Here is a 23,887-nt window from a genome sequence, read left to right as displayed (position 1 = left end):
ATGGCAGACATCTATGAGAAGATTAACGAACTGTATGACCGCCGCAGGGAAGTAGAGCTAGGCGGAGGAGACGAGCGCATTGAGAAGCAGCACGAGAAGGGCAAGCTGACAGCGAGAGAGCGTATTGATCTCTTAGTTGATGCTGGTACATTCGTAGAATTAAATCCGTTTATTGAACATCGAAGCACCGATTTTGGTCTTGATAAGCAAAAAGGACCGGGAGATGGCGTGGTTACGGGATACGGAAAAGTAAACGGCAGGCCGATTTTCTTGTTTTCGCAGGACTTCACAGTCTTTGGGGGTGCATTGGGCGAGATGCACGCGAAGAAGATTGCCAATGTCATGGATTTAGCAGCTGAAAATGGAGCGCCTTTCATTGGTCTGAATGATTCGGGGGGAGCTAGAATTCAAGAAGGTGTCGTTTCTCTGGACGGCTATGGCCATATTTTCTATCGCAATTCCATCTATTCAGGTGTGATCCCGCAAATCTCTGTAATTATGGGACCATGTGCTGGAGGCGCTGTATATTCCCCTGCCATCACTGACTTTGTGTTTATGGTTGAAAAAACAAGTCAAATGTTCATTACAGGACCAAAAGTAATTGAAACTGTAACTGGGGAAAAAATCTCACCGGAGGATTTAGGTGGAGCTAAAGTACATAATACAATTAGTGGGAATGCCCATTTTAAAGGGGAGACAGAGGCAGAGGTGATTGAGCAGGTACGTCATCTTTTAAGCTATCTCCCGCAAAATAATGAGGAAAAAGCACCGATTAATGATGTGGAGGAAAAAGATGATTATCGGCCAGACTTAACCGATATCATTCCTTTTGATGCGATCCGGCCATACGATGTCCGGAAGGTGATTGAGCAGGTTGTCGATACGGATTCCTTCATGGAAGTACAGCCCGATTTTGCAAAAAATATTGTTGTAGGACTTGCGCGAATCAAAGGTGAGTCTGTCGGGCTAGTTTGCAATCAGCCCAAAGTGATGGCTGGCGGACTTGATATCGATTCTTCTGATAAAGCTGCAAGATTCATCCGATTCTGTGACTCATTTAATATTCCGCTGATTACATTTGAAGATGTTACCGGATTCTTCCCGGGTGTTAAACAGGAACATGGAGGAATTATTCGTCATGGTGCAAAGATTTTGTATGCGTATTCAGAGGCGACTGTTCCTAAGCTTACAGTGATTTTACGAAAAGCATTTGGCGGTGCATATGTGGCTTTAAACAGTAAATCGATTGGTGCAGATTTAGTTTTTGCGTGGCCTAATGCTGAAGTTGCTGTTATGGGACCACAAGGTGCGGCCAATATCATTTTTGCAAAAGAAATAGCAAACAGCGACAATCCAGAAGCGACAAGAGCGCAAAAAATTGAAGAATATAGAGAAAAGTTTGCCAACCCATACGTAGCAGCAAGCAGAGGGATGGTGGATGATGTTATTGATCCTCGTGAAACGAGAATCAAAATCATTCAAGCACTTGAAATGCTTAGAAATAAAAAAGAATCTAGACCGCATAAAAAACATGGAAATATCCCACTATAATTCTCATTTGCTGATAAAATCTCTTAGGAGTATACTTATAATGATAAAAGGAGATCTTGGGACCAAACGTTTCAAGATATTTCCTTAAAAATTTGGGGGTCTATACTTAATGATTAATGAAGAAAGACTATTGAATGAATTTCTAGAGCTTGTACAAATTGATTCAGAAACAAAGTATGAAACACAAATTGCAAAAGTATTAAAGAAAAAGTTTCGTGATTTAGGTGTGGAAGTGTACGAGGATGATACAACTGAGCAGACAGGTCATGGAGCTGGCAATCTAATCTGTACACTTAATGCGACAAAAGAGGGTGTTGATCCCATCTACTTTACTTCTCATATGGATACAGTTGTCCCTGGGATTGGTGTGAAGCCTTCAATTAAGGATGGCTATGTTGTAACGGACGGCACAACGATTCTAGGTGCGGATGATAAAGCAGGCTTAGCTGTAATGCTTGAGGTTGTTAAGATACTGAAGGAAAAAAATATTCCTCATGGTATGATTCAATTCGTCATCACAGTTGGTGAGGAGTCAGGTTTAGTGGGTGCGAAAGTACTTGACCAATCATTGATGAAAGCTAAGTTCGGCTATGCACTTGATAGTGATGGAAAAGTTGGAAACATTATTGTTGCGGCGCCTACACAAGCAAAAGTAAGAGCAACAATAATTGGAAAGACTGCTCATGCGGGTGTTGCACCAGAAAAGGGCGTTTCTGCTATAACAATGGCATCCAAAGCGATTGCAAGAATGCCTCTTGGCCGCATTGATTCAGAAACAACAGCAAATATCGGCCGTTTCGAAGGTGGCAAGCAAACGAATATCGTCTGTGACCATGTTGAGATACTAGCTGAAGCACGTTCTCTTATCAATGAAAAAATGGAGCAGCAAGTGAGCAAGATGAAGGAAGCTTTTGAAAGTGCTGCAGAGGAAATGGGAGGAAAAGCTGAGGTAGAAATTGAAGTGATGTACCCTGGCTTTAAATATGGAGAAGGCGACCATGTCGTTGAATTAGCTAAAAAAGCTGCAAAGAAAATTGGTAGACCAAGTGAATTGCTGCACAGTGGCGGCGGCAGTGATGCCAATGTGATTGCGGGCTTTAACATCCCTACGGTAAATTTAGCCGTAGGTTATGAAGAAATTCATACTACGAATGAACGCATGTCTATTGAAGAGCTAAATAAACTAGCTGAAATGGTTATCGCAATTATAGAAGAAGTAACAGAATAACATAATCTTAAAAGAGGTAGCGTGAAAGCTATCTCTTTTTTTGTTTCCGTTATTGTGAAATGAGCTTGAAAAATCACTTGCTTATTTTCATATATCCCTCATATTTTATGGGTATAAAGACTTAAATATTAATCTAGTTCATTCCGATTATATATGTTATATTTTACTATAACTGATGTGTTGGGGAGGGCTTTTTATTTTGAATGAAGAGAGAAAGTTTGTTGTTTTTCAAGTGAGAACAGAGGAATATGCAATTCCAATCAGCCATGTAATATCTATTGAAAAAGTGGAAGAAATCAATAGGATTCCTCAGCTGCCAAGCTATGTAATAGGGGTTGTTAAATCCAGAGGTCACCTCATTCCGGTGATTGACATCGAGAACACTTTTTATCAAGGAGCATTACTGATAGATGAGACCGTTCGTATATTGGTTTTAAGGGGAAAGAGCTTTGAGTTTGGCTTAATCGTAGCTGATGCGAAAGAGATTATTGAAATAGCTGAAGAAAAAATCGAAAAAATAGGTCTATTCTCTCATTATGGATTATCGTATATGTCAGGTATAGCTAATCTTCACTCAAGACTGATCACTGTTATCAATCCAAACTCCTTTATTGAATCCTTGGAGGGAGTAGAAAGAATTGACGATTACATTAAAGAAGCAGTGGAATTGAAGGAACCTTCAGCGCAATAGAGCATCTTTTCTGGTACAATATATGTAAAAGAACGAAATGGGAAGTGCTTTGAATGAAGCAAATGTATCCTAAAAACGGCCGAGTAATTTTACATGTTGATATGAATAGTTTTTATGCATCAGTTGAGATGGCTTATGACCCGTCCTTGAAGGGAAAGCCGCTTGCGATTGCTGGAAACCCGGAAGAACGCAGGGGGATCATTGTCACATGCAGCTATGAAGCGAGAAGCTTTGGTGTGAAAACGACGATGCCGTTATGGGAAGCAAAAAAGCTCTGTCCACAGCTGATTGTAAAGACGCCAAATTTTGACCGGTATCGAGCAGCCTCTATCGGTATGTTTGAGATTCTACAAGGCTATGCAGACCTGGTTGAGCCAGTTTCCATAGATGAAGGGTATATGGACATTACAAATAGCCATGATTATGGTTCGCCACTTGAAATTGCCGAAATCATCCAAAAGAGGGTGAAGGAGCAGCTTGATTTACCGTGCAGTATTGGCATAGCTCCAAATAAATTTCTCGCTAAAATGGCTTCAGATATGAAAAAGCCAATGGGCATTACGGTTCTGAGAAAGCGTGATGTACCAAAAGTTTTATGGCCTTTAAATGTTGAAGAAATGCACGGTGTTGGTAAGAAAACAGGTGAAAAGCTGCGGAACATGGATGTTCAAACGATCGGAGAATTAGCAAAAGCCAACGATATAAAATTAAAAGCTGTGCTCGGTATCAATGGGCTGCGTTTAAAGGAAAAGGCAAATGGTGTAGACAATAGACAGGTTGATCCCGAGTCGGCAGCAGAATTCAAAAGTGTTGGAAACTCAACCACGCTGCCACGTGATGTCGTAAATCAGCAGGAGTTAAATAAAGTGCTGGCAAGCCTCTCTTTGAAAGTGTCTGTCCGCTTGAAAAGGAAAAAAGTACTCGCGACAGGATTAGGGATTACGATAAGATATAAGGATAGAAAAACAATCACTAGAAGTAAAAAATTGAATAATCCAATTCAATCTGAGGAAGAAATCCTTACGATAGCCAAACAGCTTTTTCATAAGCATTGGAATGGTAATGCTGTGAGGCTGCTTGGTGTCACGGGAATAGAAGTGGTCGAACAAGATCATGCAGTAAAACAGCTTAACCTATTCAATTATGAAAAAGAAGCAAAGAAAGAGCCTCTCTATAAAACAGTGGATCAACTTAGGGAGAAGTATGGTTCACGCATCATTGACCATGCCGCTTCACTGTCCGATACAAAAAAGAAACAGGAGAATATCGGGACAAGCACGAGCTTCAGCAAGGATTTTCTACAGATGTATAAACGGGAAAACGAAAAAGAATAAAGAACGGGCAGAAGGCTGTATTTTCTGCTCGTTCTTTATTTTATTAAAGTCATCACATCGCATAAAAAGAATGCCCAAATGATATTTGGACATTGCTTTTATTTCATCTTATTTGTACTTTAGATGGTCTACAGGCCACCAGAAGAAGCCGTCTTTTTCTAGCAGCTCGTCTGCTTTGCGTGGTCCCATTGAACCAGCTTCGTAATTGGGGAAATTCTCTGCTTTTGTGTTTTCCCATACCTCAGAGATTTTATCAACAAAACTCCAAGAGAGGGAAACTTCATCCCAATGAGTAAAGTTAGTTGCATCACCGCGCATGCAATCATATAATAATCTTTCATAAGCTTCGGGTGTATTCCCATCAATACCTGAGTTAGCGAAATTGAGCTTAACAGGCGTTGTCTCCACGTTTTCACCTGCTTTTTGTGCGTTTAAATAAAGGGTGATGCCTTCTTCAGGCTGAATATGGATCACAAGCAAATTCGGGTTTAATGTTTTTTCTGTTTGATAGTAGAGGTTCATCGGAATGTCTTTAAATTGAATGACAATCTTTGTTGATTTAGCGGCCATTTTTTTCCCAGTACGGATATAAAATGGCACACCCTTCCAGCGGAACGTATCAATCGATAGTTTCCCAGCAACAAATGTTTCTGTATTGGATTCAGGGTTAACCATTTGCTCCTCTCGATAAGCAGGAACATCCACTCCATCCACTGTTCCTCTTCCATATTGACCCCGTACAAAATTTTCTTTAACTGCTTCGCCTTCCAGCATATTCATTGCTCGGAATACTTTTACTTTCTCCGCTCGGATTTCTTCCGTATTGAGGCGGATAGGCGGTTCCATCGCTAGAAGTGCAACCATTTGCAGCATATGGTTCTGCACCATATCTCGAAGAGCCCCGCTTGTTTCGTAGTAGCGACCGCGTTCTTCTACACCCAACACCTCACTGGATGTAATTTGAATATTAGAGATATACCGGTTATTCCATAATGGTTCGAAAATCGCATTAGCAAAACGAATCACTTCTATGTTTTGGACCATTTCTTTTCCTAAGTAATGATCAATACGATAGACTTCATCTTCTGAGAATGCTTGGCGAAGCTGATTGTTAAGCTCTTTTGCCGATTCTAAATCATGGCCAAAAGGTTTTTCAATGACAAGGCGCTTGAAGCCTGATACCTCTGTTAATCCGTCTGACTTTAGATGCTCGGCAATGGTTCCGAAAAACTCTGGTGCCATCGCTAAATAAAAGATTCTATTTCCGTCAAGCTGATAGTGTTGATCTAAATCATTAGCCATTGTTTTTAATGATAAGTAAGAGCTTGAATCTGTAACATCGTGAGAATGGTAATAAAAATGGGAAACAAATGAATCGAGGTCATCACAATCTTTGATAGCTGCTTGAATGGAAGTTTTAACACTCTTCTGGAAAGCATCATTTGTCAGTTCTCTTCTAGCTACACCGATGATGGCATAGCGGTCAGATAGCTTTCCTCTTTTATAGAGTCGATAAAGAGAGGGGAATAGTTTGCGTTTGGCTAAATCCCCAGTTGCTCCAAAAATCATGATTAAGGCGGTTGGTTTTTCAGTATAGTTCAATTGAATATTCCTTTCTTCATAAAAAATTCATATGATAAACTAGCTCTGTTTTAGGTTCATCACAGATACATTATATATACCCACTCAAGTATTAAATTTTATCCTTTTCAAGTTAAAACAGCAACCCCTTAGACGTGCTTTTATATTGTTTTATCGATCGATGGGGCCAGGAGACTGGAAATATAGTATGATGGTAACAATGAGATTGAAGAGAAAGGAAGTCAGTGTAAGTGGATGTTTATTTCTTAGGTACGGGGGCAGGCATACCTGCAAAGCAAAGAAATGTGACTAGCATCGCATTTAAGCTTCTTGAAGAAAGAGGCGCGATCTGGTTATTTGACTGCGGGGAGGCTACTCAGCACCAAATTTTACATACAAGCATTAAACCGAGAAGAGTTGAAAAGGTTTTTATTACACATCTTCATGGTGATCATATATACGGCTTGCCCGGCTTTTTATCCAGCCGATCTTTTCAAGGTGGCAACTCAGAACTAACGGTTTATGGACCAAAAGGGATAAAAGAGTATATCGAGGTTTCTTTAGCTGTCAGTCAAACTTATTTAAAATACCCGCTGAAGATTGTCGAGATTACAGAAGGTCTTGTTTATGAGGATGAACAATACCTTATAGAAACCAAGCTACTTGAGCATGGGATACCTTCCTATGGCTATCGGGTAGTTGAAAAGGACCTTCCAGGAACTCTGCTGGCTGAGAAATTAATTGCAGAGGGAGTTCAGCCGGGTCCGGTTTTTAAAAAGATTAAAGCAGGCGAATCTGTCACACTTGAAGACGGAAGAATTCTTGATTCTGCTCAATTTGTGGGGCCGGATCAAAAGGGAAGAGTTGTAGCCATCCTGGGTGATACGAGAATGTGCAAAGCGGCTCTAGACTTGGCGCAGGATGCGGATCTGCTCATACATGAGGCTACATTTTCACAAGGAGAGGAGCAGCTTGCCTTTGAATATTTTCATTCAACTACGCTGCAAGCTGCAGAAGTAGCTAAGGGAGCCAATGCGATTAAACTTTGCATCACTCATATCAGTTCACGCTATGATCGATCAGAGTGGCTGCAGCTTGCTGCAGAAGCGCAGGAGATTTTCTCTAATACAGAAATTGCTGAGGATTTTAAAGAAATTAATATTCCTTTTAGATAATCTTGAAGAACATAAAACAATTAAGTCTTTTTACAATGATTGAATATGAATTCTTATTTTTTTTAAAACTTTCATTGACTCTCATCCAGCGGCATACTATAATCACATTTATACAAAAAAATTATATTTAAAAAGCTATGAAGAGAATCTATTAAGTCTTATTTCCCTGTTGGATAGAGAGTCAGTATATGGTGAGAGCTGACACAAAGATAAGATGAATTTCAATCTTGGAGCTTTTTCTTTACTGTAAACATCGGCCGATATGGCAGTAGAGACGGTTTCTTGCCGTTATAAATTTGAGTGGAAAGTCGTATGCTTTCAAAAAGGGTGGTACCGCGTGATCACACGTCCCTTTTGAATGATACGGCTTTTTTGTATTTTAAAAAAATGATTTGAACAAAATTCTTCGATGTAGCTGGATAATACCATCAAGAAAAGCAAGTGCGCTGCTGCACGTTTTCAATGTTTATTTCTCCATGCATCACAGGATAAATAAGCATTCTACATGGGAAAAAGGAGGAACAGTTATGCAAAACGATCAATGGTCTTCAAAGGTTGGCTTCATATTGGCTTCAGCTGGTTCGGCAATTGGACTTGGCGCCATTTGGAAGCTGCCTTATATAACAGGTACTAGCGGTGGGGGAGCTTTCATCTTTTTATTTCTCCTTTTTTCACTATTTATTGGTTTTCCGCTGTTGCTCGCTGAGTTTGTTATTGGGCGCAGTACAGGAAAAGAAGCAATTTCCGCTTATAAAGAAATTGCGCCAAAGACGAAATGGCATTGGATTGGTTATTTGGGGGTCATTACCGCTGTTATCCTATTATCTTTTTATAGTGTCATTGGCGGATGGGTGATTCAATACTTATTCTATGGTATTACGGGATTAACCGCAGAGGGGACAAGCGGATACGAAGGTTTATTTAATCAATCTGTTTCAAGTCCAATAGCATCTGTTGCTGCACAGGGGTTATTCTTATTTATTACCATTGCAGTTGTTGCAAAAGGCATTCAGCAAGGCATTGAAAAAGTCAGCAAAATTATGATGCCTGCCTTATTCATCTTATTCATTATTTTAATTATCAGGTCGCTTACTTTAGATAATGCAATGGAAGGGGTTAAGTTCTTTTTACAGCCTGATTTCTCTAAGATAACTTCTGAAAGTGTCCTTTATGCACTCGGACAATCTTTCTTCTCACTAAGCGTTGGTATTTCCGTAATGGTCACATACAGCTCATATTTAGCGAAAAAAGAAAGTCTCATGCAACCAGCAATCTCAGTGGTTATAATGAACCTATTTATTTCAATTTTAGCTGGACTCGCGATTTTTCCTGCCGTGTTTTCTTTAGGTTATCAGCCTGAAGCAGGACCTGGTCTGTTATTTATCGTATTGCCTGCTGTATTTGATCAAATCATTTTCGGAAAGGTATTTTTATTCCTATTCCTTGCTTTGTTCTTATTTGCAACCTTGACATCTGCTTTCTCGATGCTTGAGATTGTTGTCGCATCTGTCACGAAAGGAAAAAGCAATGGCAGAGCCCTTATCTCTTGGATAGTCGGAATTGGCATATTTGCTTTAGGTGTACCTTCAGCGTTATCCTATAGCGTACTTTCAGATATCACCATTTTCGGAAAATCAATCTTCGACAGTGCAGATTTCCTTGTGAGCAATATCCTAATGCCGTTCGGTGCTTTACTCATATCCATCTTCGTTTCATATAAAATGAAAAAAGATCTTTTAAAAAGCGAATTGATTATGGATTCAAAATCCTTAAACGGTGTTTTCACTGTTTGGTACTTCTTGATGAGATATATTGTACCGCTTGTGATTATCGCAGTATTTCTAGATTCATCAGGTTTGCTTAAATTATTTAAATAGAAGAAAGAGGGATGGTGGACCATCCCTCTTTCTTATTTGTGAAGCTGAACGCGTGCACTCCTGAACGAGCCGCCTTCACTTTTTGAGTAGTCCAGCTGCGCTAGGAGCTCGAGGTCTTAAGTCAAGCCCCTCAGAAAGGAAAGACCACCTTTCTAAGAGCCTCGTCTTAAGCTTGTCGCTCCTGAACGAGCCGCCTTCACTTTTTGGGTTAAATCCAGCCTCTAGTGTATTGTTTTGGTGGTGCAATCTCTGTTCTAAGTTCTTTTGCTGCAGTCCTCGGCCAATAGGGATCTCTTAGAAGCTCGCGGGCGATGAAGATGAGGTCTGCACGTTCATTCTGCAAGATATCCTCTGCTTGAATGCCAGTGGTAATTAAGCCAACTGCCCCGGTAGGGATTTGTGCTCCTCCTTTGATTTCCTCAGCAAACCTTACTTGGTAGCCTGGATATGCGTGAATTCTTGCCGGGACAACACCGCCTGAGCTTACATCAATTAAGTCAACGCCTTGTTCCTTCATCCATTTACTGATTTGCACATAGTCTTTAGCGATTAATCCATCTTCGTTATAATCATTTGCCGATACCCTTACAAATAATGGTCCATCCCAAACAGAGGAAGTGGCATCAATGATTTCCTTTAAGAAACGATAGCGATTCTCTACAGATCCTCCATATTCATCGGTTCGGGTATTTGTGAGCGGTGATAGGAATTCATTAATTAAATAGCCGTGGGCTCCATGAATCTCGATTACTTCAAAGCCCGCTTTTTTTGCACGAATAGCGGCTTGCTTAAATGCTTGGATTGTTTCGGTGATTTCCTGCAATGTCATTTCCTTTGGCTGTTTGTGGTTTTCATCGAATGCAAAGGCAGAGGGAGCAATGATTTCACCATCTAATACTGCTTTTCTCCCTGCATGTGCAAGCTGGATTCCTGGAGCAGATCCATTTGCTTTTAACTGGTCAGTCAGGTCTTTTAAGCCTTCGATTTGCTCATCATTCCATATCCCTAAATCCCTCGGTGAAATGCGGCCTTGAGGAGTTACGGACGTGGCTTCAATAATAATCAGCCCTACTTGACCAATCGCTCTGCTCAAATAGTGAGTAAGATGCCAATTGGTTATTTTTCCATCTTCTTTATAGCTTGAATACATGCACATTGGTGCCATAACAATTCTATTCTTTAAGGTTAAATCTTTAATTTTATAGGGTGAGAATAGCTTCTTTTCCATTAAATAGCCTCCTAGAAATTTTGGTAGTAATAACAGTATAACAAGTACAAGTTTTGATGAAAAAGAAACTAGCTCACAGGAACTATACTTTCATGCTTTTATTGAAATTCAATCCCAGCTTCTTTGATTGGGCTGTGGCTTCTTTAATGCAATCAATGACTGCTTGCTGAACAGCATGTTCGTCTAAAACTTTTAATCCAGCTTCAGTTGTGCCGCCTGGACTTGTCACGTCTTTTCTAAGCTGCTCAGATTCTTTAGGAGATTTGTCAAGCATCTCTGCCGCCCCGATTAATGTCTGGATAATAAACTTCTTAGCCATGCCCTTTTCAAGCCCGATTTCTTCTGCGCTTTTTTCCATCGCTTCAGCCAAATAATAAATATAGGCAGGACCGCTGCCAGACAACCCTGTAACAGCATCCAGCTGATCTTCTCTTACAGTTGTTGCGAGGCCGACCGTTTCAAATATTTGCTGAACAAGCTTCATTTGTTCAGCTGTTACTCGGTTATTGATAGAAAGAGCGCTTGCCGACCTTCCGACTGTCGCCGATGTATTCGGCATTGCGCGAACGATTGCCAGTTCTTCCTCGGCAAGCGACTCAATACTATTGATGGATACTCCGGCGAGCACAGAGATAATCAGCATGTCTTTCTTCAAATATGCTTTAATTTTATGAACAGCCTCAGCGACATCCTTCGGTTTCATTGCTAAAAAGACAATGTTTGTCTCTTTGAATAAAGACTGTAGGTCGTAAGTGATTTGTACATGATATTGCGCTTGTAATTGATTGAGTTTTTCATGGTTGCATTTATTTGTTACCCATATATGGTCTCCATCTATCAGGTTGTTTTTAATCATCCCAGAAATTAAAGCCTCCGCCATAGATCCGGCTCCAATGAATGCTATTTTTTTCATCGTGTCTCCCCCTTGAAAATGTTGATAGTTAGTGAAGTTTCGCAAATTCTGTCGAGGCTACAAGAACAAAATACAAAAAAACCCTCTCATCCTGTAAAGGACGAAAGGGTTTGCTTCCGTGGTACCACCTTCATTTACCTTCCATTTTAACGCTAGGGAAGGCAACTTAACTCCGTTAACGCCGGATATACGTTTAGGTTTACCTAACAGCTCATAAGGTAGGTTCAATGGACAAGTGGACTGTGAAGCCTTTCAGCCGGTGAGCTTCACTCTCTTTCGCCTTCGTTCATCTACTATTCTTAGTCATTGCCTTAGACGTTCAATTTTATTGTGATTATGCTTGATAAACAGCTTGTTTGTCAAGTGTGTTTCTGTTTATTTTGAATTATTTATGAATAAAGTTATGTGAAAATAATGACATTTTCTTATAATAAAGCTACACTTACTTATATATATGAAAGATGCAAATGAAGTGCTATTGTCTTTTTATTTAAATATAATGATTTTATTGGAAGGGATTGAAATCAATGGCAGTTTGGACCAACAATATAGCAAAATTAGTCATCCCGACACCTTTTCCGGTTGGCGATGTGAATTTGTACTTAATCAGTGGAGAACGATTGACGCTCATTGATGCAGGTCCGAAGACGGATGAGGCTTGGGCAGCATTACATAGTGAACTCAAGGATTTAGGATTGACTATCAATGATATAGAACAAATAATATTGACTCATCATCATCCTGATCATGTGGGGCTGCTTGACTATTTTCCAAAAGAGATGAAGGTTTATGGGCATCCTTTAAATGAGCGGTGGCTCAATCGTACAGAAGATTTCTTGCAGGAGAATAATCAATTCTATCGGAAAATACTCCCGGAATTTGGGTTAGTTAATATATTCGAGAAGTTTACTCATATGCTTACAAGTGAGCTTCGTTTTTTCTGCAGCCGTTCTCTTACAGGTGTTTTGACTGAAGGAGATGCTCCCATTGGGCTTAATGGCTGGAAGGTGATAGAAACCCCAGGTCACGCACAAAGTCATATAGGGTTATTAAGAGAAAGTGATGGCGTTTATATTGGCGGAGATCATTTGCTTGCCCATATATCGCCTAATCCCTTAATGGAACCCCCGCTGCCTGGTGAAACGGAACGTCCTAAATCTTTATTGCAATATAATGAAGCACTGGATAAGCTTAAGCGCTTGCCGATTACAACCTTTTATGCCGGTCATGGAAAAGATTTTACCAATGTGAACGAGTTAATTGATAAAAGGCGCAAAAGTCAGCATGATCGCGCAATGAAGGTAAGAGGCTGGCTAGTAGAAGAACCGATGACTGTATTTGATATATGCAAAAGGCTTTTCCCGAAAGTATATCAGCGTGAACTGCCATTAACCATTTCTGAAACAGTGGCTCAGCTTGACTATTTACTCGCATTAGGAGAGATTAGTAAATATAAAGAAGGAAGCGCTTTTCTTTATTCTGCAGATAAATAGAAGCAAGGGGGGATCCTTTTGGCGCAATGCCTGCAAAGCAAAAATATTATTATCACCGGGGCTTCCGGTGGAATCGGAGAAAGAATGGCTTATCTTTGTGCAGAACGTGGAGCTAATCTTGTACTCATTGCTAGAAACATTGAGAAATTACAGATATTGCAAGCAGAGCTGAAGCGCCGTTTTTCAGGAGATTTTCATATTTTTCAATTAGATGTCTCAGATACGGATAAAGTGGCCACTGTGTTTGCACAGGTGCAGAGGGTATTTAAAGAGGTGCATGTGCTCGTCAATAATGCTGGATTTGGTGTCTTTAGCTATGCGAATGAAGCAGAAATGGCTGAAGTAAAAGCGATGTTTGATGTGAATGTTATTGGCTTAATTTCTTGCACGAAAATGGTGCTCCCGCAAATGTTGGACCAAAAGCATGGGCATATCATTAATATCGCTTCACAGGCTGGAAAAATCGCTACACCAAAATCCAGTGCCTATTCCGCCACAAAGCATGCAGTATTAGGCTATACAAATAGCTTGCGTATGGAGCTTCACAAGCACCGAATTAAAGTGACTGCAGTGAACCCGGGTCCGATTGAAACCAATTTTTTTAATATAGCCGACAAAGAGGGCACATATGTAGAGAATGTAAAAAAATATATGCTCGATCCGGAAGCAGTAGCGAAAAAAGTTGTCGATAGTATGCTCACTTCAACAAGGGAAATCAATTTACCTCGCTGGATGAATATGGGGAGTATTATTTTTGCTCTTTTTCCGCGGTTATTTGAGCGTGTGGGCAGCAATGTATTTAATAAAAAATAAGGTGATTCTTCAATTGGCTTTTTCTGTTAGGAAGGATTGCAGCAGCGAGAAAGATGCTTATTTTTGAGGCATCTTTTTTCTTTTCAATTTAAAATCCAGTCCGTCTATCTCAAGCTAAGGAGTGAAAGTATGGATTCTGGACAATCTCTGCTAAAAAAGAAGGAAAGAAAAAATAGAATACTAGACAATCGCTGTCCAAAAAGAAGAAAAAGGGCGGCAAGACTCAATCCTGCTGCCCAATCCTCATACTAGAATTACCCTCTATAGCTCTATTAAGCTATTTTCTGCGCATCCTTGATCATTTCAATAAAAATACCAAGGATTTGTGTATCCTCCGTCAATTCCGGATGGAAGGAGCACACGAGCACATTTCCCTGTCGAGCGGCAACAATACTTTGCTCATGGCTTGCGAGTACTTCAACCTCTTCGCCAGCTTCTTCAATTATAGGCGCACGAATAAATACTGCAGGAATGGTTTGAACCAATCCGTGCATATTCAAAGTCGTTTCGAAACTATCGCGCTGCCGGCCAAAAGCATTTCTCGTAACAGTTATGTCGATTAAACCTAAGTGTGCTTCCTCGGATCCCGATAGTTTTTTTGCCAGTAAAACCATACCGGCACATGTTCCGAAAATCGGTTTATTTTCATTTGCAAATTTTTTGAGCGGCCCTATGAATCCATATCGATCCATCAATTTTCTCATGGTTGTACTTTCACCGCCGGGAATAATCAGACCATCAATGTCAGTTAACTGCTCGGGCTGTTTGATTTCTATTGCGCGAGCGCCAAGCCTTTCAATTTGAAGAAAATGTTCAGCTACTGCACCTTGAAGACTTAATACACCGATCGTAAGCATATTACCAGCCACGCTCCTGCATTCTTTCCTCAAGTGATAATTTGGATATGTCGATTCCTTTCATGGCACTTCCCAGCTCTTTTGATAAACGTCCGATTAAATCGTAATCTGTATAATAAGTGGTCGCTTGCACGATGGCACTTGCGAACTTTTCTGGATTTTCCGATTTGAATATGCCTGATCCAACAAACACTCCGTCAGATCCTAGCTCCATCATCAGAGCAGCATCTGCAGGAGTCGCGATTCCGCCTGCTGCAAAATTCACCACTGGCAGTTTTCCAGCCTTTTTGATTTCTCGTAAAATTTCAAATGGAGCACCAAGATTTTTTGCTTCAGTCATTAGTTCATCATCGCTCATTACAGTAATCTTGCGAATTTGAGCTTGAACCTTGCGCATATGACGAACAGCTTCAACAATATTGCCTGTTCCAGGCTCGCCTTTTGTGCGCAGCATGGATGCGCCTTCGCCAATTCTGCGGGCAGCTTCGCCCAAATCGCGGCATCCGCAAACAAATGGCACAGTGAAATCGCTTTTTAAAATATGGTACTCTTCGTCTGCAGGCGTTAATACTTCACTTTCGTCAAGATAATCGACTCCCATTGCCTCAAGAACTCTAGCTTCGACAATGTGTCCAATTCTTGCTTTAGCCATGACAGGAATTGTAACAGCATTCATTACCTCCTCGATAATGCGAGGATCAGCCATTCTTGCGACGCCACCTGCTGCTCGTATATCAGAAGGCACTCTTTCTAGTGCCATAACTGCAACAGCACCCGCAGCCTCTGCGACCTTTGCTTGCTCCGCATTCACAACATCCATGATCACTCCGCCCTTTTGCATTTGGGCCATACCTCTTTTTACAGTCTCAGTGCCTACTAATTTGCTCATATCTTATATCTCCTCCTGATTGCTTTTATTGGATTTGTTTACTAGTATAGAAAGTATCTGATTGTATTAAAAGTATCAGTTTTTATAAAAGTAATGAGGTCAGAGGAAAACGGAGTGATTATATATGGAAATGCTATCGTGTGAATTAAATCGAAATAGTTCTGTTCCTTTGTACGAACAATTATATTTATATATTAAAAAAGAAATAACACAAGGCAGACTTGTCTATGGAACAAAGCTTCCATCAAAGCGGAAATTGGCTAATTTTCTGGAAATAAGTCAAAATACCGTTGAAACATCCTATGATCAATTAACTGCAGAAGGTTACGTAGAAGTTATTGCAAGAAAAGGTTATTATGTTCAAACCTACGAGGATTTAGAATATATCGCATCAACGGATCAGAGTGTGAAAGTAGACCAACAAAATTATGATGATATTCGTTATAATTTTCATCCGAGCCATATTGATACGGTGAATTTCCCTTTTGAAAAATGGCGAAAGTATTTTAAGAATACAATGGATAGAGCCAATCACAAGCTTCTTTTGTTAGGAGATAATCAGGGAGAATATGATTTTCGCTGTGAAATTGCCCACTATTTATATCATTCCCGCGGTGTAAGATGTACACCTGATCAGATTATCATCGGAGCGGGGGTTGAAACCCTACTGCAGCAGCTTGTTCTTTTATGGGGAGAAAAAACGGTTTATGGAGTGGAAGATCCCGGTTATCACTTGATGCTACAAATATTGAAGAATTATCCTAACAAGGTTTTTCCACTCGATGTTGATGAAGAGGGAGTGGACGTGGAGGAAATCACCAACTCTAATATAGATGTTGTGTATGCGACCCCGTCACACCATTTTCCATATGGGACAGTACTATCAATTAATCGCCGACAAAAATTATTAAATTGGGCGAATGATGATGAAAACCGATTTATTATTGAAGATGATTATGACAGTGAATTTCGATACAATGGCAAAACAATTCCCTCGCTGCAAAGTATGGATTTTGGCGAAAAGGTCATTTATTTGGGCGCTTTTTCTAAATCGCTTATGCCTTCTGTTAGAATTAGTTATATGGTATTGCCCACAACATTAATGGATATTTATCGAAATAAACTTTCCTTTTACCACTCCACTGTATCGCGGATTGATCAAAAGGTATTGACAGAATTCATGAAACAAGGGGACTTTGAAAAGCATTTGAACAGGATGAGGAAGGTTTATCGGCGCAAATTGGATCGGGTGCTCGGTTTAATAAAGCCTTATGAAGATGAATTATCGATTATTGGGGAACGTTCAGGCTTGCACATTGTGCTTGTTGTAAAGAATGGGATGGACGAAACGACGCTGGTTCAAAAAGCTCTGAATGCACGGTTGAAAATTTATCCGCTATCAGGTTACTCAATAGAGGTCAATCATGAACTCCCACCGAGAATATTGTTGGGGTTTGCCGGGATACCTGAGGAAGAATTAGAAATAGCTATTATGACTTTATTGAGTGCCTGGGGATATAAGCAATAAAGTCATTTTAATCGTGGTTATTTTTTGTGCTTTTTGAAGAAGGGCATGAAAATGAATATTAAGACAATAAAACCAAATAAAAATAAAAAAGGATTAAAAATATTAAAAAGGTCTGCAAACATCGTCTTCAAAGGTTCGTAGTCAAATACCTTGGCAAATAAGAATAAAAATACAAGTATGATTAATAGATTTCTCATTAAATCCTCCATCTTTGTGTTCTTTCAGCATCTTAAATAGTATCAATCTCATGATATAATAAAAATGTATATACAAATCATACCATATCTTAACAAGGTGCCGCATTGGTGCCTTGTTTTTAAAATGATTACCAGACAAAAAAAATTTAGCCTAATTGAGCCATATCATTAACCTATAGTTTCCTCAGACATCCAAATAAACGATATCCTCTTCGTCTAAGCAAATATATAAGGCTATCCCCATTAATTTAATATATAATATGGTAAATGAAGGATGACATGGATAAATCTAAGAGAGGGTCATAAAGGAAGGAGCGCAATGATATGGCTAAGGAAACGATTTTGCTCGTTGATGATGATCAGGATATACAGGAAATCCAGAAGATATATTTAGAGAAGGAAGGCTTTCAACTAGTATTTGCTGGAGATGGACAAACCGCCATTATGCTCACTGAGCAAGTGAAGCCGGACCTTATTATCTTGGATGTGAACCTGCCTGATATGGACGGCTTTGAGGTGTGTCAAAGCCTGCGCAGGCTGACAAATGTCCCGATTTTATTTTTAAGCGGCAGAGAGGATGATTCCGAACAGATTCTCGGCCATCGAATTGGTGGGGACGATTATATAACCAAGCCGTTTAGTCCCGGTGTTCTAGTGGCAAAGGTAAAAGCGCATATACGCCGTTACCGCGATCTAACCATTCATGCCGGGACTGTAGATATTGCAGCTGATCCAAAGAGATTGACGTTCGGGAACATTAGGATTGAGAAAGAGGAATGTGTAGTGAAAAAGAATGGAGTACCACTCTCTTTATCAACAAAAGAGTTTTTGTTGCTTTGTTTTTTTGCTGAACATCCTAATCGGGTATTCAGTCTGGATCAAATTTTCAACCGCATATGGGGAGAAGACAGCCTTGGCGATAATCGCACGGTAATGGTTCATATTAGCAATTTGCGCAAGAAAATCGAAGCTGACCCTGCTAAACCTGCTTTCATTTTAACAGTTAGAGGGTTAGGTTATAAGTTTAGCATTTAATATTTTGGAGTTTTGATAGTTTTTGAAAAACAAGCGAACTTCATCGGTTGTCAGACCAATTTCTTTTGCTTCCGCGATGAGGAGCAGCCATTCTTCAAAATATTGTACGTCTTCAATATCACGAATATTCTCACTAGTATTTTTCATGTTTCGCCTCCGTCAGCATTTTCAATATATCTAGATTATAAAGTGGAAAGTTAAAGTTTAGCTAAAGTCATGCTAAAGATTACTTTAAAGATAGAGGTGGATGAAATGAGCCCAATAATGAACCTGCCTGGATTTAGGGTGCTTGGTATCGAAACTGAAAATGCCAGCATTCAGTTTTACAAAGCCTATTCTATCGAGACAGGCAAGCAAGTATTGATTAAAGCTGGGAAAAGCAAGGAGCCATCGATACAGGACAATACTTCCTCAATCCATGAATTCCATATGAGCAGCCAGCTTAAATCAGACGATATTCTGCAGCCGATTAAAATGGTTCAGCACTTAAATAAATATTATTTTGTTTATGAATATTTTTCCGGTATAACACTAGAGTCGTTTCTTAACAATCATCAGCTGCTCAATATAGGCGATGGCTTGAGGCTTGCGAAAAACTTGGCTACTGCGCTTTCATCCCTTCACCAGCAGCAGATTATTCATAAGAATATTAACCCTGAAAATATTCTCCTATCTAAAAGTACATATGATGTCAAAATAACTGGATTCAACCATTCCACATTATTATTGCGGGAAAACTATTCAGCATCGATTCGTCCGAACGAGATAGATGGGCAATTAAATTATATTTCTCCGGAGCAGACAGGACGAATGAATCGATCCATCGATTACAGAACTGATCTGTATTCTCTTGGAGTGACCTTATACCGAGTGTTTACCGGAATACTGCCTTTTCTTTATAATGACCCTGTGCAATTGGTGCATGCCCACTTGGCAAAAACGCCAATGAAGCCAGTAGAAATGAGAAAGGATCTTCCTAACCAAATTTCAGAAGTGATTATGAAATTGCTTGAGAAACCTCCGGAATCCAGGTATAAAAGCGCGTGGGGTGTACGCGAAGATTTAGGCAGTTGTTTAAGTCAATATTATGCGTTGAACGAGATTAAAGCGTTTCCACTTGGTGAGCGTGATCAATGGAACATATTTGAGACAGCTCGCAGAATCTATGGACGCGAAGGTGAAATTTCAACGATTCAAGCTGTTTTTTCCAAAGTGAGCAGCGGAGACCTTGGCATCGTCTTTATTCCCGGACAAGCAGGCATCGGCAAAACAGCACTTGTTAATGAAATTCATAAACCGTTAATCAAAGAAAAAGGCTATTTCATATCAGGGAAGTTTGATCAATTGCAAAGGCAAATTCCTTTCGCACCGATTATCTCCGCTTTTCAATCTTTAATTAGGCAGATCATGACGGAGAGCCCGGAACAAATTGCCCGTTGGAAGCAAAAGCTGGAAGAAGAGCTTTCCGTACACAATGATGTCATTGTCTCTATTATTCCTGAGCTCAAATGGCTCATAGGTGATGAGCAAATAAACATTCAAGAAGGCTCGTCTGTCGATACACAGCGGCGATTTTTGTTTATATTCCAAAAGTTTATTCAAGTCTTTGCTGCTAAGGAGCATCCCCTCGTCTTGTTTTTGGATGATTTGCAATGGGCGGATATCGCCTCTCTCGAAATGCTTGAGTATCTTTTGACACAAGCAAATAGTCAATACTTAATGGTAATTGGCGCTTACCGGCATAATGAAATCAATGATCAGCATCCCTTGAAGAAAACAATCAAGACCTTAAGGGAGGAGGACGTGCCGTTTGTTGAGATTCCATTAACCAATCTCTCAAAAGCAACAATTTATGATTGGCTTGGCGATTCATTGCTTGATAGTGGCAAGCAGACAGAAGAGCTCTCTTTTTTCATGCACAGAATTACTCAAGGGAATCCTTTTTATACGAAACAGTTATTGCAGTCTTTTTACGAGGATGGACATATTGTTTTGCTGCCGGAAGAGCGGAGATGGGCGGTGCAGTATAATACGATTATTGAAAGTCCGATTAATGAAGATATCATCAACTTTATTGTTGGCAGAATTCGTTTGCTTCCTCAAGAAACTCAGAATGTCCTAAAACTTGCCTCGTGCATTGGAAATTTATTTGACCTGAAGACTTTATCAATCATCTCCCAGAAGCCCATAAAGGAAACCGCCAATCATTTATGGGCCGCTTTGGAAGCAGGTTTAATCTTGCCGAATGATGGGTGGTACAAATGGGTTTATCCTGATGAAGAAGCAGGGCTGCTTGAGAATCGGCCTCCCGCTTATATTTTTCTGCATGATCGGGTCCAGCAAGCTGTGTATTCGACAATGACAGAGGAGGAACAGGAGCTAGCGCATGTGATGATCGGCCGTCTCCTCGTAAAGTTCTCGAATCAAGTTGAAAATCAATTATTTACTATCGTCAGTCATTTCAATCGAAGCAAGCAGCATTTATCGAGTGAGGAAACGTTCAAACTGACTAAGTGGAATATTTTGGCGGGGGAAAAAGCAAGAGCTTCGGCAGCCTTTATAGAAGCCCTTAAATACTTTAAAACAGCCAGTGACTTAATGGGACCGCGGTGGGAGGAGCAATATGACCTTACTTTGCGATTAATGTATAGGCTGGGGGAATGCCAGTACGTAACCGGACAGTTTGCAGAGGCGGAAAAGACGTTTGACACTATCCTGCAGAATTCGCGTTCGCAAGCGGATAAACTTGATATTTATACGATGAAAATGACCCTTTATACGCATATGCATCGAGTGGAAGAGGCTGTTCAATCAGGTATCAGAGGTTTGGAATTGTATGGAATGAAATTTCCGAAACAAACAACTAAATTAGATGTAGCCCGTGAGTTTATACTTGTGAAACAAGCGCTCTTACGAAAAGGAAAAAATGGAATAGAGAACTTGCCCGAGTTAGTTGATAAAGATAAAAAGAATATATTGAATACGATGATTTCAATGAATGCCTCTACTTATCATATAGATCAAAATCTGGCTACCTTGCTCATGCTAAGAGCTTTGAGATTTACTTTGAAGCATGGAATAACCGATATCAGCGCACTGGTCATGAATAACTACTCTCTCATTCTAAGCGCTGGATTCAGTGATTTCAAAGGCAGTCATGAGTTTGGCAAACTGGCATTGAGCCTTTCAGAAAAGTTTGGCCATATAGGGATAAAAGGGAGAGTGCAGTTTGTTTATGGGAGCTTTGTGAACCATTGGGCAGGACCGATCAGTAGTACGCTCGAATATCTTGAAAAATCGCAGCGCTACTGTCTTGATGCTGGCAATATTCATCTTGCTGGCGCTAACAGCTCTTTTATCGTTATTACCTTGCTGATGAAGGGGACGCAAATTGAGCAAGCCCTTGATGGTTTGCGGAACCAAATCCAATTTGTCAATCAAATTCAGTATCAAATATCAAGAGGATTTCTTGATGAGGTTCAACAGTGGCTCGAATTTCTTATTGGCATAAGACCCAGCCATAGCTGGGAAATGAAACCGGTTATGAATGATGATTCTGCTAAAATCATCCATTATACCATCAGGCTGCAGATGTCATTTATCTTTAATAAGAGTGATTACGCTCAGGAGATATTGGAGAGTCTTGCTCCGATGATTAATAAGCGCCTTACCCTGGTAATTGTCCCTGAGTATTATTTTTACCATTCGCTCTGGCTAGCTCGTTTTTATGAAGAAACAGAGGAAGCAATTGAGAAAAGAAGAATCTATCAAACATTAAAAAGGTTTATAAAAAAACTAAAGAAGTGGGCGGACCTCTCGCCTGTAAATTATCAGCATAAATATCTATTGCTTAAAGCTGAAATGCTGCGTTTAACCAATAAAAAGCCAAATGAAAAAGAGATTCTTACTCTTTATTCCGATAGCATTCGATTTGCCGAAGAAAATGGTTTTATTCAGGATGCGGCCATCTGCAATGAATGTGCAGGAAGATATTTTGCTCATTTAGGTTTTTCAAGGCTTTCCCACTCGTTTTTGATGGAGGCTTATCATGCCTATCAAAAATGGGGAGCAAAGGCCAAAACTGAACAGATGCTGCAGGCAGATGAAAACTTGTCTATGAGGACCATTTCAGCTTTTGGAGACAGTTCTTTTTTTGATACACATGCGGCGCTCGAAGCTACTCAAAGCATTACGAAAGAAATAATTCTCGATAAATTATCGGACAGATTAATGCAGATTACCATGGAATATGGCGGTGCAGACCGCGGGATACTTTTATTTAAGAAGGGTAGCGAGTTTATCCTGAGTGAGCATAAAAGCGTTGATGAATATGAAGCAGGCCTGTTAAAGTACAAGCCAATTGTGGGGAGCGGGCTGATATCCGATAAGATTGTCCATTTTGTAGATACAAGCAGGGAGGCGGTCGTGCTTGATAACGCAGCAGCCATCGGAATGTTTACAGACGATCCCTATGTAGCAGAAAGAAAAACAAAATCCCTCTTATGTCTGCCTATTTTAAATAAGGGGAAAGTAAACGGCATTTTGTATTTGGAAAATAATAAAGCGACACATGCTTTTACGGAGGAAAAGATTCAATTCCTGACCTTCCTTTCGACGCAAGCCGCGATATCGATTGAAAATGCTTATTTATATGAACAAATGGAGCATACCGTTGCGAAGCGGACGGCTGAATTGCATGAGGCAAATCTCAATCTTGAGAAGCTTAATCAAAGGCTTGAGGGCGCTGAGCATTCGCGCAAGCATTTCCTTGAGAATATATCCCATGATCTTCGAGCTCCTGTAAGCTCGGTCAATGGATATTTGGAGGCTGTTTTGGATGGGCTAGCTGTCAATGATGCTGAAAAGACCCGTTATTTAATTAAAGCGCATGAACGGCTGCAGGATCTTCAAATATTGATCCATGATCTATTCGAGCTTTCCCAATTGGAATCGGGCCAGCTGAATTTCACGAGCGACTATATTTCTCTCGACCAGTTTATCAATCATATATATCACAAATATGATGATGAAATTGAACAGCATGGTCTCTCTTTCAAGCTGGTCAATCAGCTTCAGGCTCAGGACATCCAGTTGTTCATGATTGAGTTGGACCTTGAACGAATTGAACAAGTGTTTACCAATCTGGTTGCGAATGCATTAAACCATACTCAACATGGAGAAATAAGCATAACTTTTGGGAAAGCAAGCAATTCTGAACAGGTTATCATCCAGATTCGCGATACGGGGAATGGCATACGACCATCAGAGCTTCCTTACATTTTTGATCGGAATTTTACGAAGCAAGGCTCGTATGCGAAGAAAAAGGGGCATGGGCTGGGACTATCCATCTGCCGGGAAATCATTGCCTATCATAAAGGAGAAATTTGGGTGGAAAGCGAGGAGGGTGTGGGAACCACTTTCTTCATCACCTTGCCGCTTTTCCAATATGCTGAAGAGGTCTAAGCTTTGAATTTGTGAATAAAGGTGCTCTAGAAAG

Annotated in this window: 18 protein-coding genes and 2 other annotated features; of the genes, 12 read left to right on the top strand and 6 right to left on the bottom strand. The window is 40.2% G+C overall.

Going from position 1 to position 23,887, the window contains the following annotated elements; all coding sequences use genetic code 11:
• The 4 genes from J2S17_RS05935 (at position 1) to J2S17_RS05920 (ending at position 4,804) form a co-directional block, all read left to right on the top strand.
• Complete coding sequence (locus J2S17_RS05935) at positions 1-1,551, top strand: acyl-CoA carboxylase subunit beta (protein ID WP_307472877.1); 1,551 nt, start codon at positions 1-3, stop codon at positions 1,549-1,551.
• Between the two features lie 109 nt (positions 1,552-1,660).
• Positions 1,661-2,779 carry a tripeptidase T gene (locus J2S17_RS05930; RefSeq protein ID WP_307472875.1) on the top strand — a complete coding sequence of 373 codons (1,119 nt, stop codon included), beginning with the start codon at positions 1,661-1,663 and terminating at the stop codon, positions 2,777-2,779.
• A 199-nt stretch (positions 2,780-2,978) separates the two neighbouring features.
• Positions 2,979-3,470 (top strand): chemotaxis protein CheW, encoded by a 492-nt coding sequence (locus J2S17_RS05925; protein WP_307472873.1) that lies wholly within the window; start codon positions 2,979-2,981, stop codon positions 3,468-3,470.
• A gap of 53 nt (positions 3,471-3,523) precedes the next feature.
• Positions 3,524-4,804, top strand: coding sequence for a DNA polymerase IV (locus J2S17_RS05920; RefSeq protein WP_307472871.1), 1,281 nt, complete (start codon positions 3,524-3,526; stop codon positions 4,802-4,804).
• Between the two features lie 108 nt (positions 4,805-4,912).
• Here the strand turns inward: J2S17_RS05920 and zwf are convergent, their stop codons facing one another.
• A complete protein-coding gene (gene zwf / locus J2S17_RS05915) occupies positions 4,913-6,406 on the bottom strand; it encodes a glucose-6-phosphate dehydrogenase (RefSeq protein ID WP_307472869.1) in 1,494 nt (497 codons plus the stop codon).
• 230 nt (positions 6,407-6,636) lie between these two features.
• On the opposite strand from zwf, the gene rnz reads away from it, so the two are divergent.
• Positions 6,637-7,560: a ribonuclease Z gene (gene rnz / locus J2S17_RS05910; RefSeq protein WP_307472868.1), complete on the top strand. Its 924-nt coding sequence runs from the start codon at positions 6,637-6,639 to the stop codon at positions 7,558-7,560.
• A 128-nt stretch (positions 7,561-7,688) separates the two neighbouring features.
• Positions 7,689-7,916, top strand: a binding site (T-box leader).
• Positions 7,917-8,087: 171 nt separating this feature from the next.
• Positions 8,088-9,437, top strand: a complete 1,350-nt coding sequence (locus J2S17_RS05905) for a sodium-dependent transporter (RefSeq protein ID WP_307472866.1) — start codon at positions 8,088-8,090, stop codon at positions 9,435-9,437.
• Positions 9,438-9,645: 208 nt separating this feature from the next.
• Here the strand turns inward: J2S17_RS05905 and namA are convergent, their stop codons facing one another.
• On the bottom strand, positions 9,646-10,665 hold the full coding sequence (gene namA, locus J2S17_RS05900; protein ID WP_307472864.1) for an NADPH dehydrogenase NamA: 1,020 nt from the start codon (positions 10,663-10,665) through the stop codon (positions 9,646-9,648).
• Positions 10,666-10,747: 82 nt separating this feature from the next.
• Complete coding sequence (gene proC / locus J2S17_RS05895) at positions 10,748-11,578, bottom strand: pyrroline-5-carboxylate reductase (RefSeq protein WP_307472862.1); 831 nt, start codon at positions 11,576-11,578, stop codon at positions 10,748-10,750.
• A gap of 93 nt (positions 11,579-11,671) precedes the next feature.
• Positions 11,672-11,894: a binding site (T-box leader), on the bottom strand.
• A 211-nt stretch (positions 11,895-12,105) separates the two neighbouring features.
• Between proC and J2S17_RS05890 the strand changes: the two genes are divergently transcribed.
• The 3 genes from J2S17_RS05890 (at position 12,106) to J2S17_RS05880 (ending at position 14,136) form a co-directional block, all read left to right on the top strand.
• Complete coding sequence (locus tag J2S17_RS05890) at positions 12,106-13,071, top strand: MBL fold metallo-hydrolase (RefSeq protein ID WP_307472860.1); 966 nt, start codon at positions 12,106-12,108, stop codon at positions 13,069-13,071.
• An 18-nt stretch (positions 13,072-13,089) separates the two neighbouring features.
• Positions 13,090-13,884, top strand: coding sequence for an SDR family NAD(P)-dependent oxidoreductase (locus tag J2S17_RS05885; protein ID WP_307472858.1), 795 nt, complete (start codon positions 13,090-13,092; stop codon positions 13,882-13,884).
• A gap of 129 nt (positions 13,885-14,013) precedes the next feature.
• Positions 14,014-14,136 (top strand): hypothetical protein, encoded by a 123-nt coding sequence (locus tag J2S17_RS05880; protein WP_307472856.1) that lies wholly within the window; start codon positions 14,014-14,016, stop codon positions 14,134-14,136.
• Between the two features lie 20 nt (positions 14,137-14,156).
• Here J2S17_RS05880 and pdxT read toward each other — a convergent pair whose 3' ends face one another.
• Positions 14,157-14,741 carry a pyridoxal 5'-phosphate synthase glutaminase subunit PdxT gene (gene pdxT, locus J2S17_RS05875; protein ID WP_307472855.1) on the bottom strand — a complete coding sequence of 195 codons (585 nt, stop codon included), beginning with the start codon at positions 14,739-14,741 and terminating at the stop codon, positions 14,157-14,159.
• Position 14,742: 1 nt separating this feature from the next.
• Positions 14,743-15,630, bottom strand: coding sequence for a pyridoxal 5'-phosphate synthase lyase subunit PdxS (pdxS, locus tag J2S17_RS05870; RefSeq protein ID WP_307472853.1), 888 nt, complete (start codon positions 15,628-15,630; stop codon positions 14,743-14,745).
• A 124-nt stretch (positions 15,631-15,754) separates the two neighbouring features.
• Between pdxS and pdxR the strand changes: the two genes are divergently transcribed.
• Positions 15,755-17,158 carry a MocR-like pyridoxine biosynthesis transcription factor PdxR gene (gene pdxR, locus J2S17_RS05865; protein ID WP_307472851.1) on the top strand — a complete coding sequence of 468 codons (1,404 nt, stop codon included), beginning with the start codon at positions 15,755-15,757 and terminating at the stop codon, positions 17,156-17,158.
• 521 nt (positions 17,159-17,679) lie between these two features.
• The gene (locus tag J2S17_RS05860) at positions 17,680-18,390 is read left to right on the top strand and encodes a response regulator transcription factor (RefSeq protein ID WP_307472848.1); all 711 of its coding nucleotides are present in this window, start codon (positions 17,680-17,682) and stop codon (positions 18,388-18,390) included.
• On the opposite strand, the gene sinI is transcribed toward J2S17_RS05860, so the two are convergent.
• Positions 18,367-18,537 (bottom strand): DNA-binding anti-repressor SinI, encoded by a 171-nt coding sequence (gene sinI, locus J2S17_RS05855; protein ID WP_307472846.1) that lies wholly within the window; start codon positions 18,535-18,537, stop codon positions 18,367-18,369. The two genes, J2S17_RS05860 and sinI, sit on opposite strands and share 24 nt — an antisense overlap.
• A 105-nt stretch (positions 18,538-18,642) precedes the next feature.
• On the opposite strand from sinI, the gene J2S17_RS05850 reads away from it, so the two are divergent.
• Positions 18,643-23,853 carry an ATP-binding sensor histidine kinase gene (locus J2S17_RS05850; protein WP_307472845.1) on the top strand — a complete coding sequence of 1,737 codons (5,211 nt, stop codon included), beginning with the start codon at positions 18,643-18,645 and terminating at the stop codon, positions 23,851-23,853.
• The last annotated feature ends 34 nt before the right edge of the window (positions 23,854-23,887 follow it).

This window comes from Cytobacillus purgationiresistens, from assembly GCF_030813235.1.
In the GTDB taxonomy this organism is placed as follows: Bacteria; Bacillota; Bacilli; order Bacillales; family Cytobacillaceae; genus Cytobacillus; species Cytobacillus purgationiresistens.
This window is presented reverse-complemented; position numbering and strand designations above follow the sequence as displayed.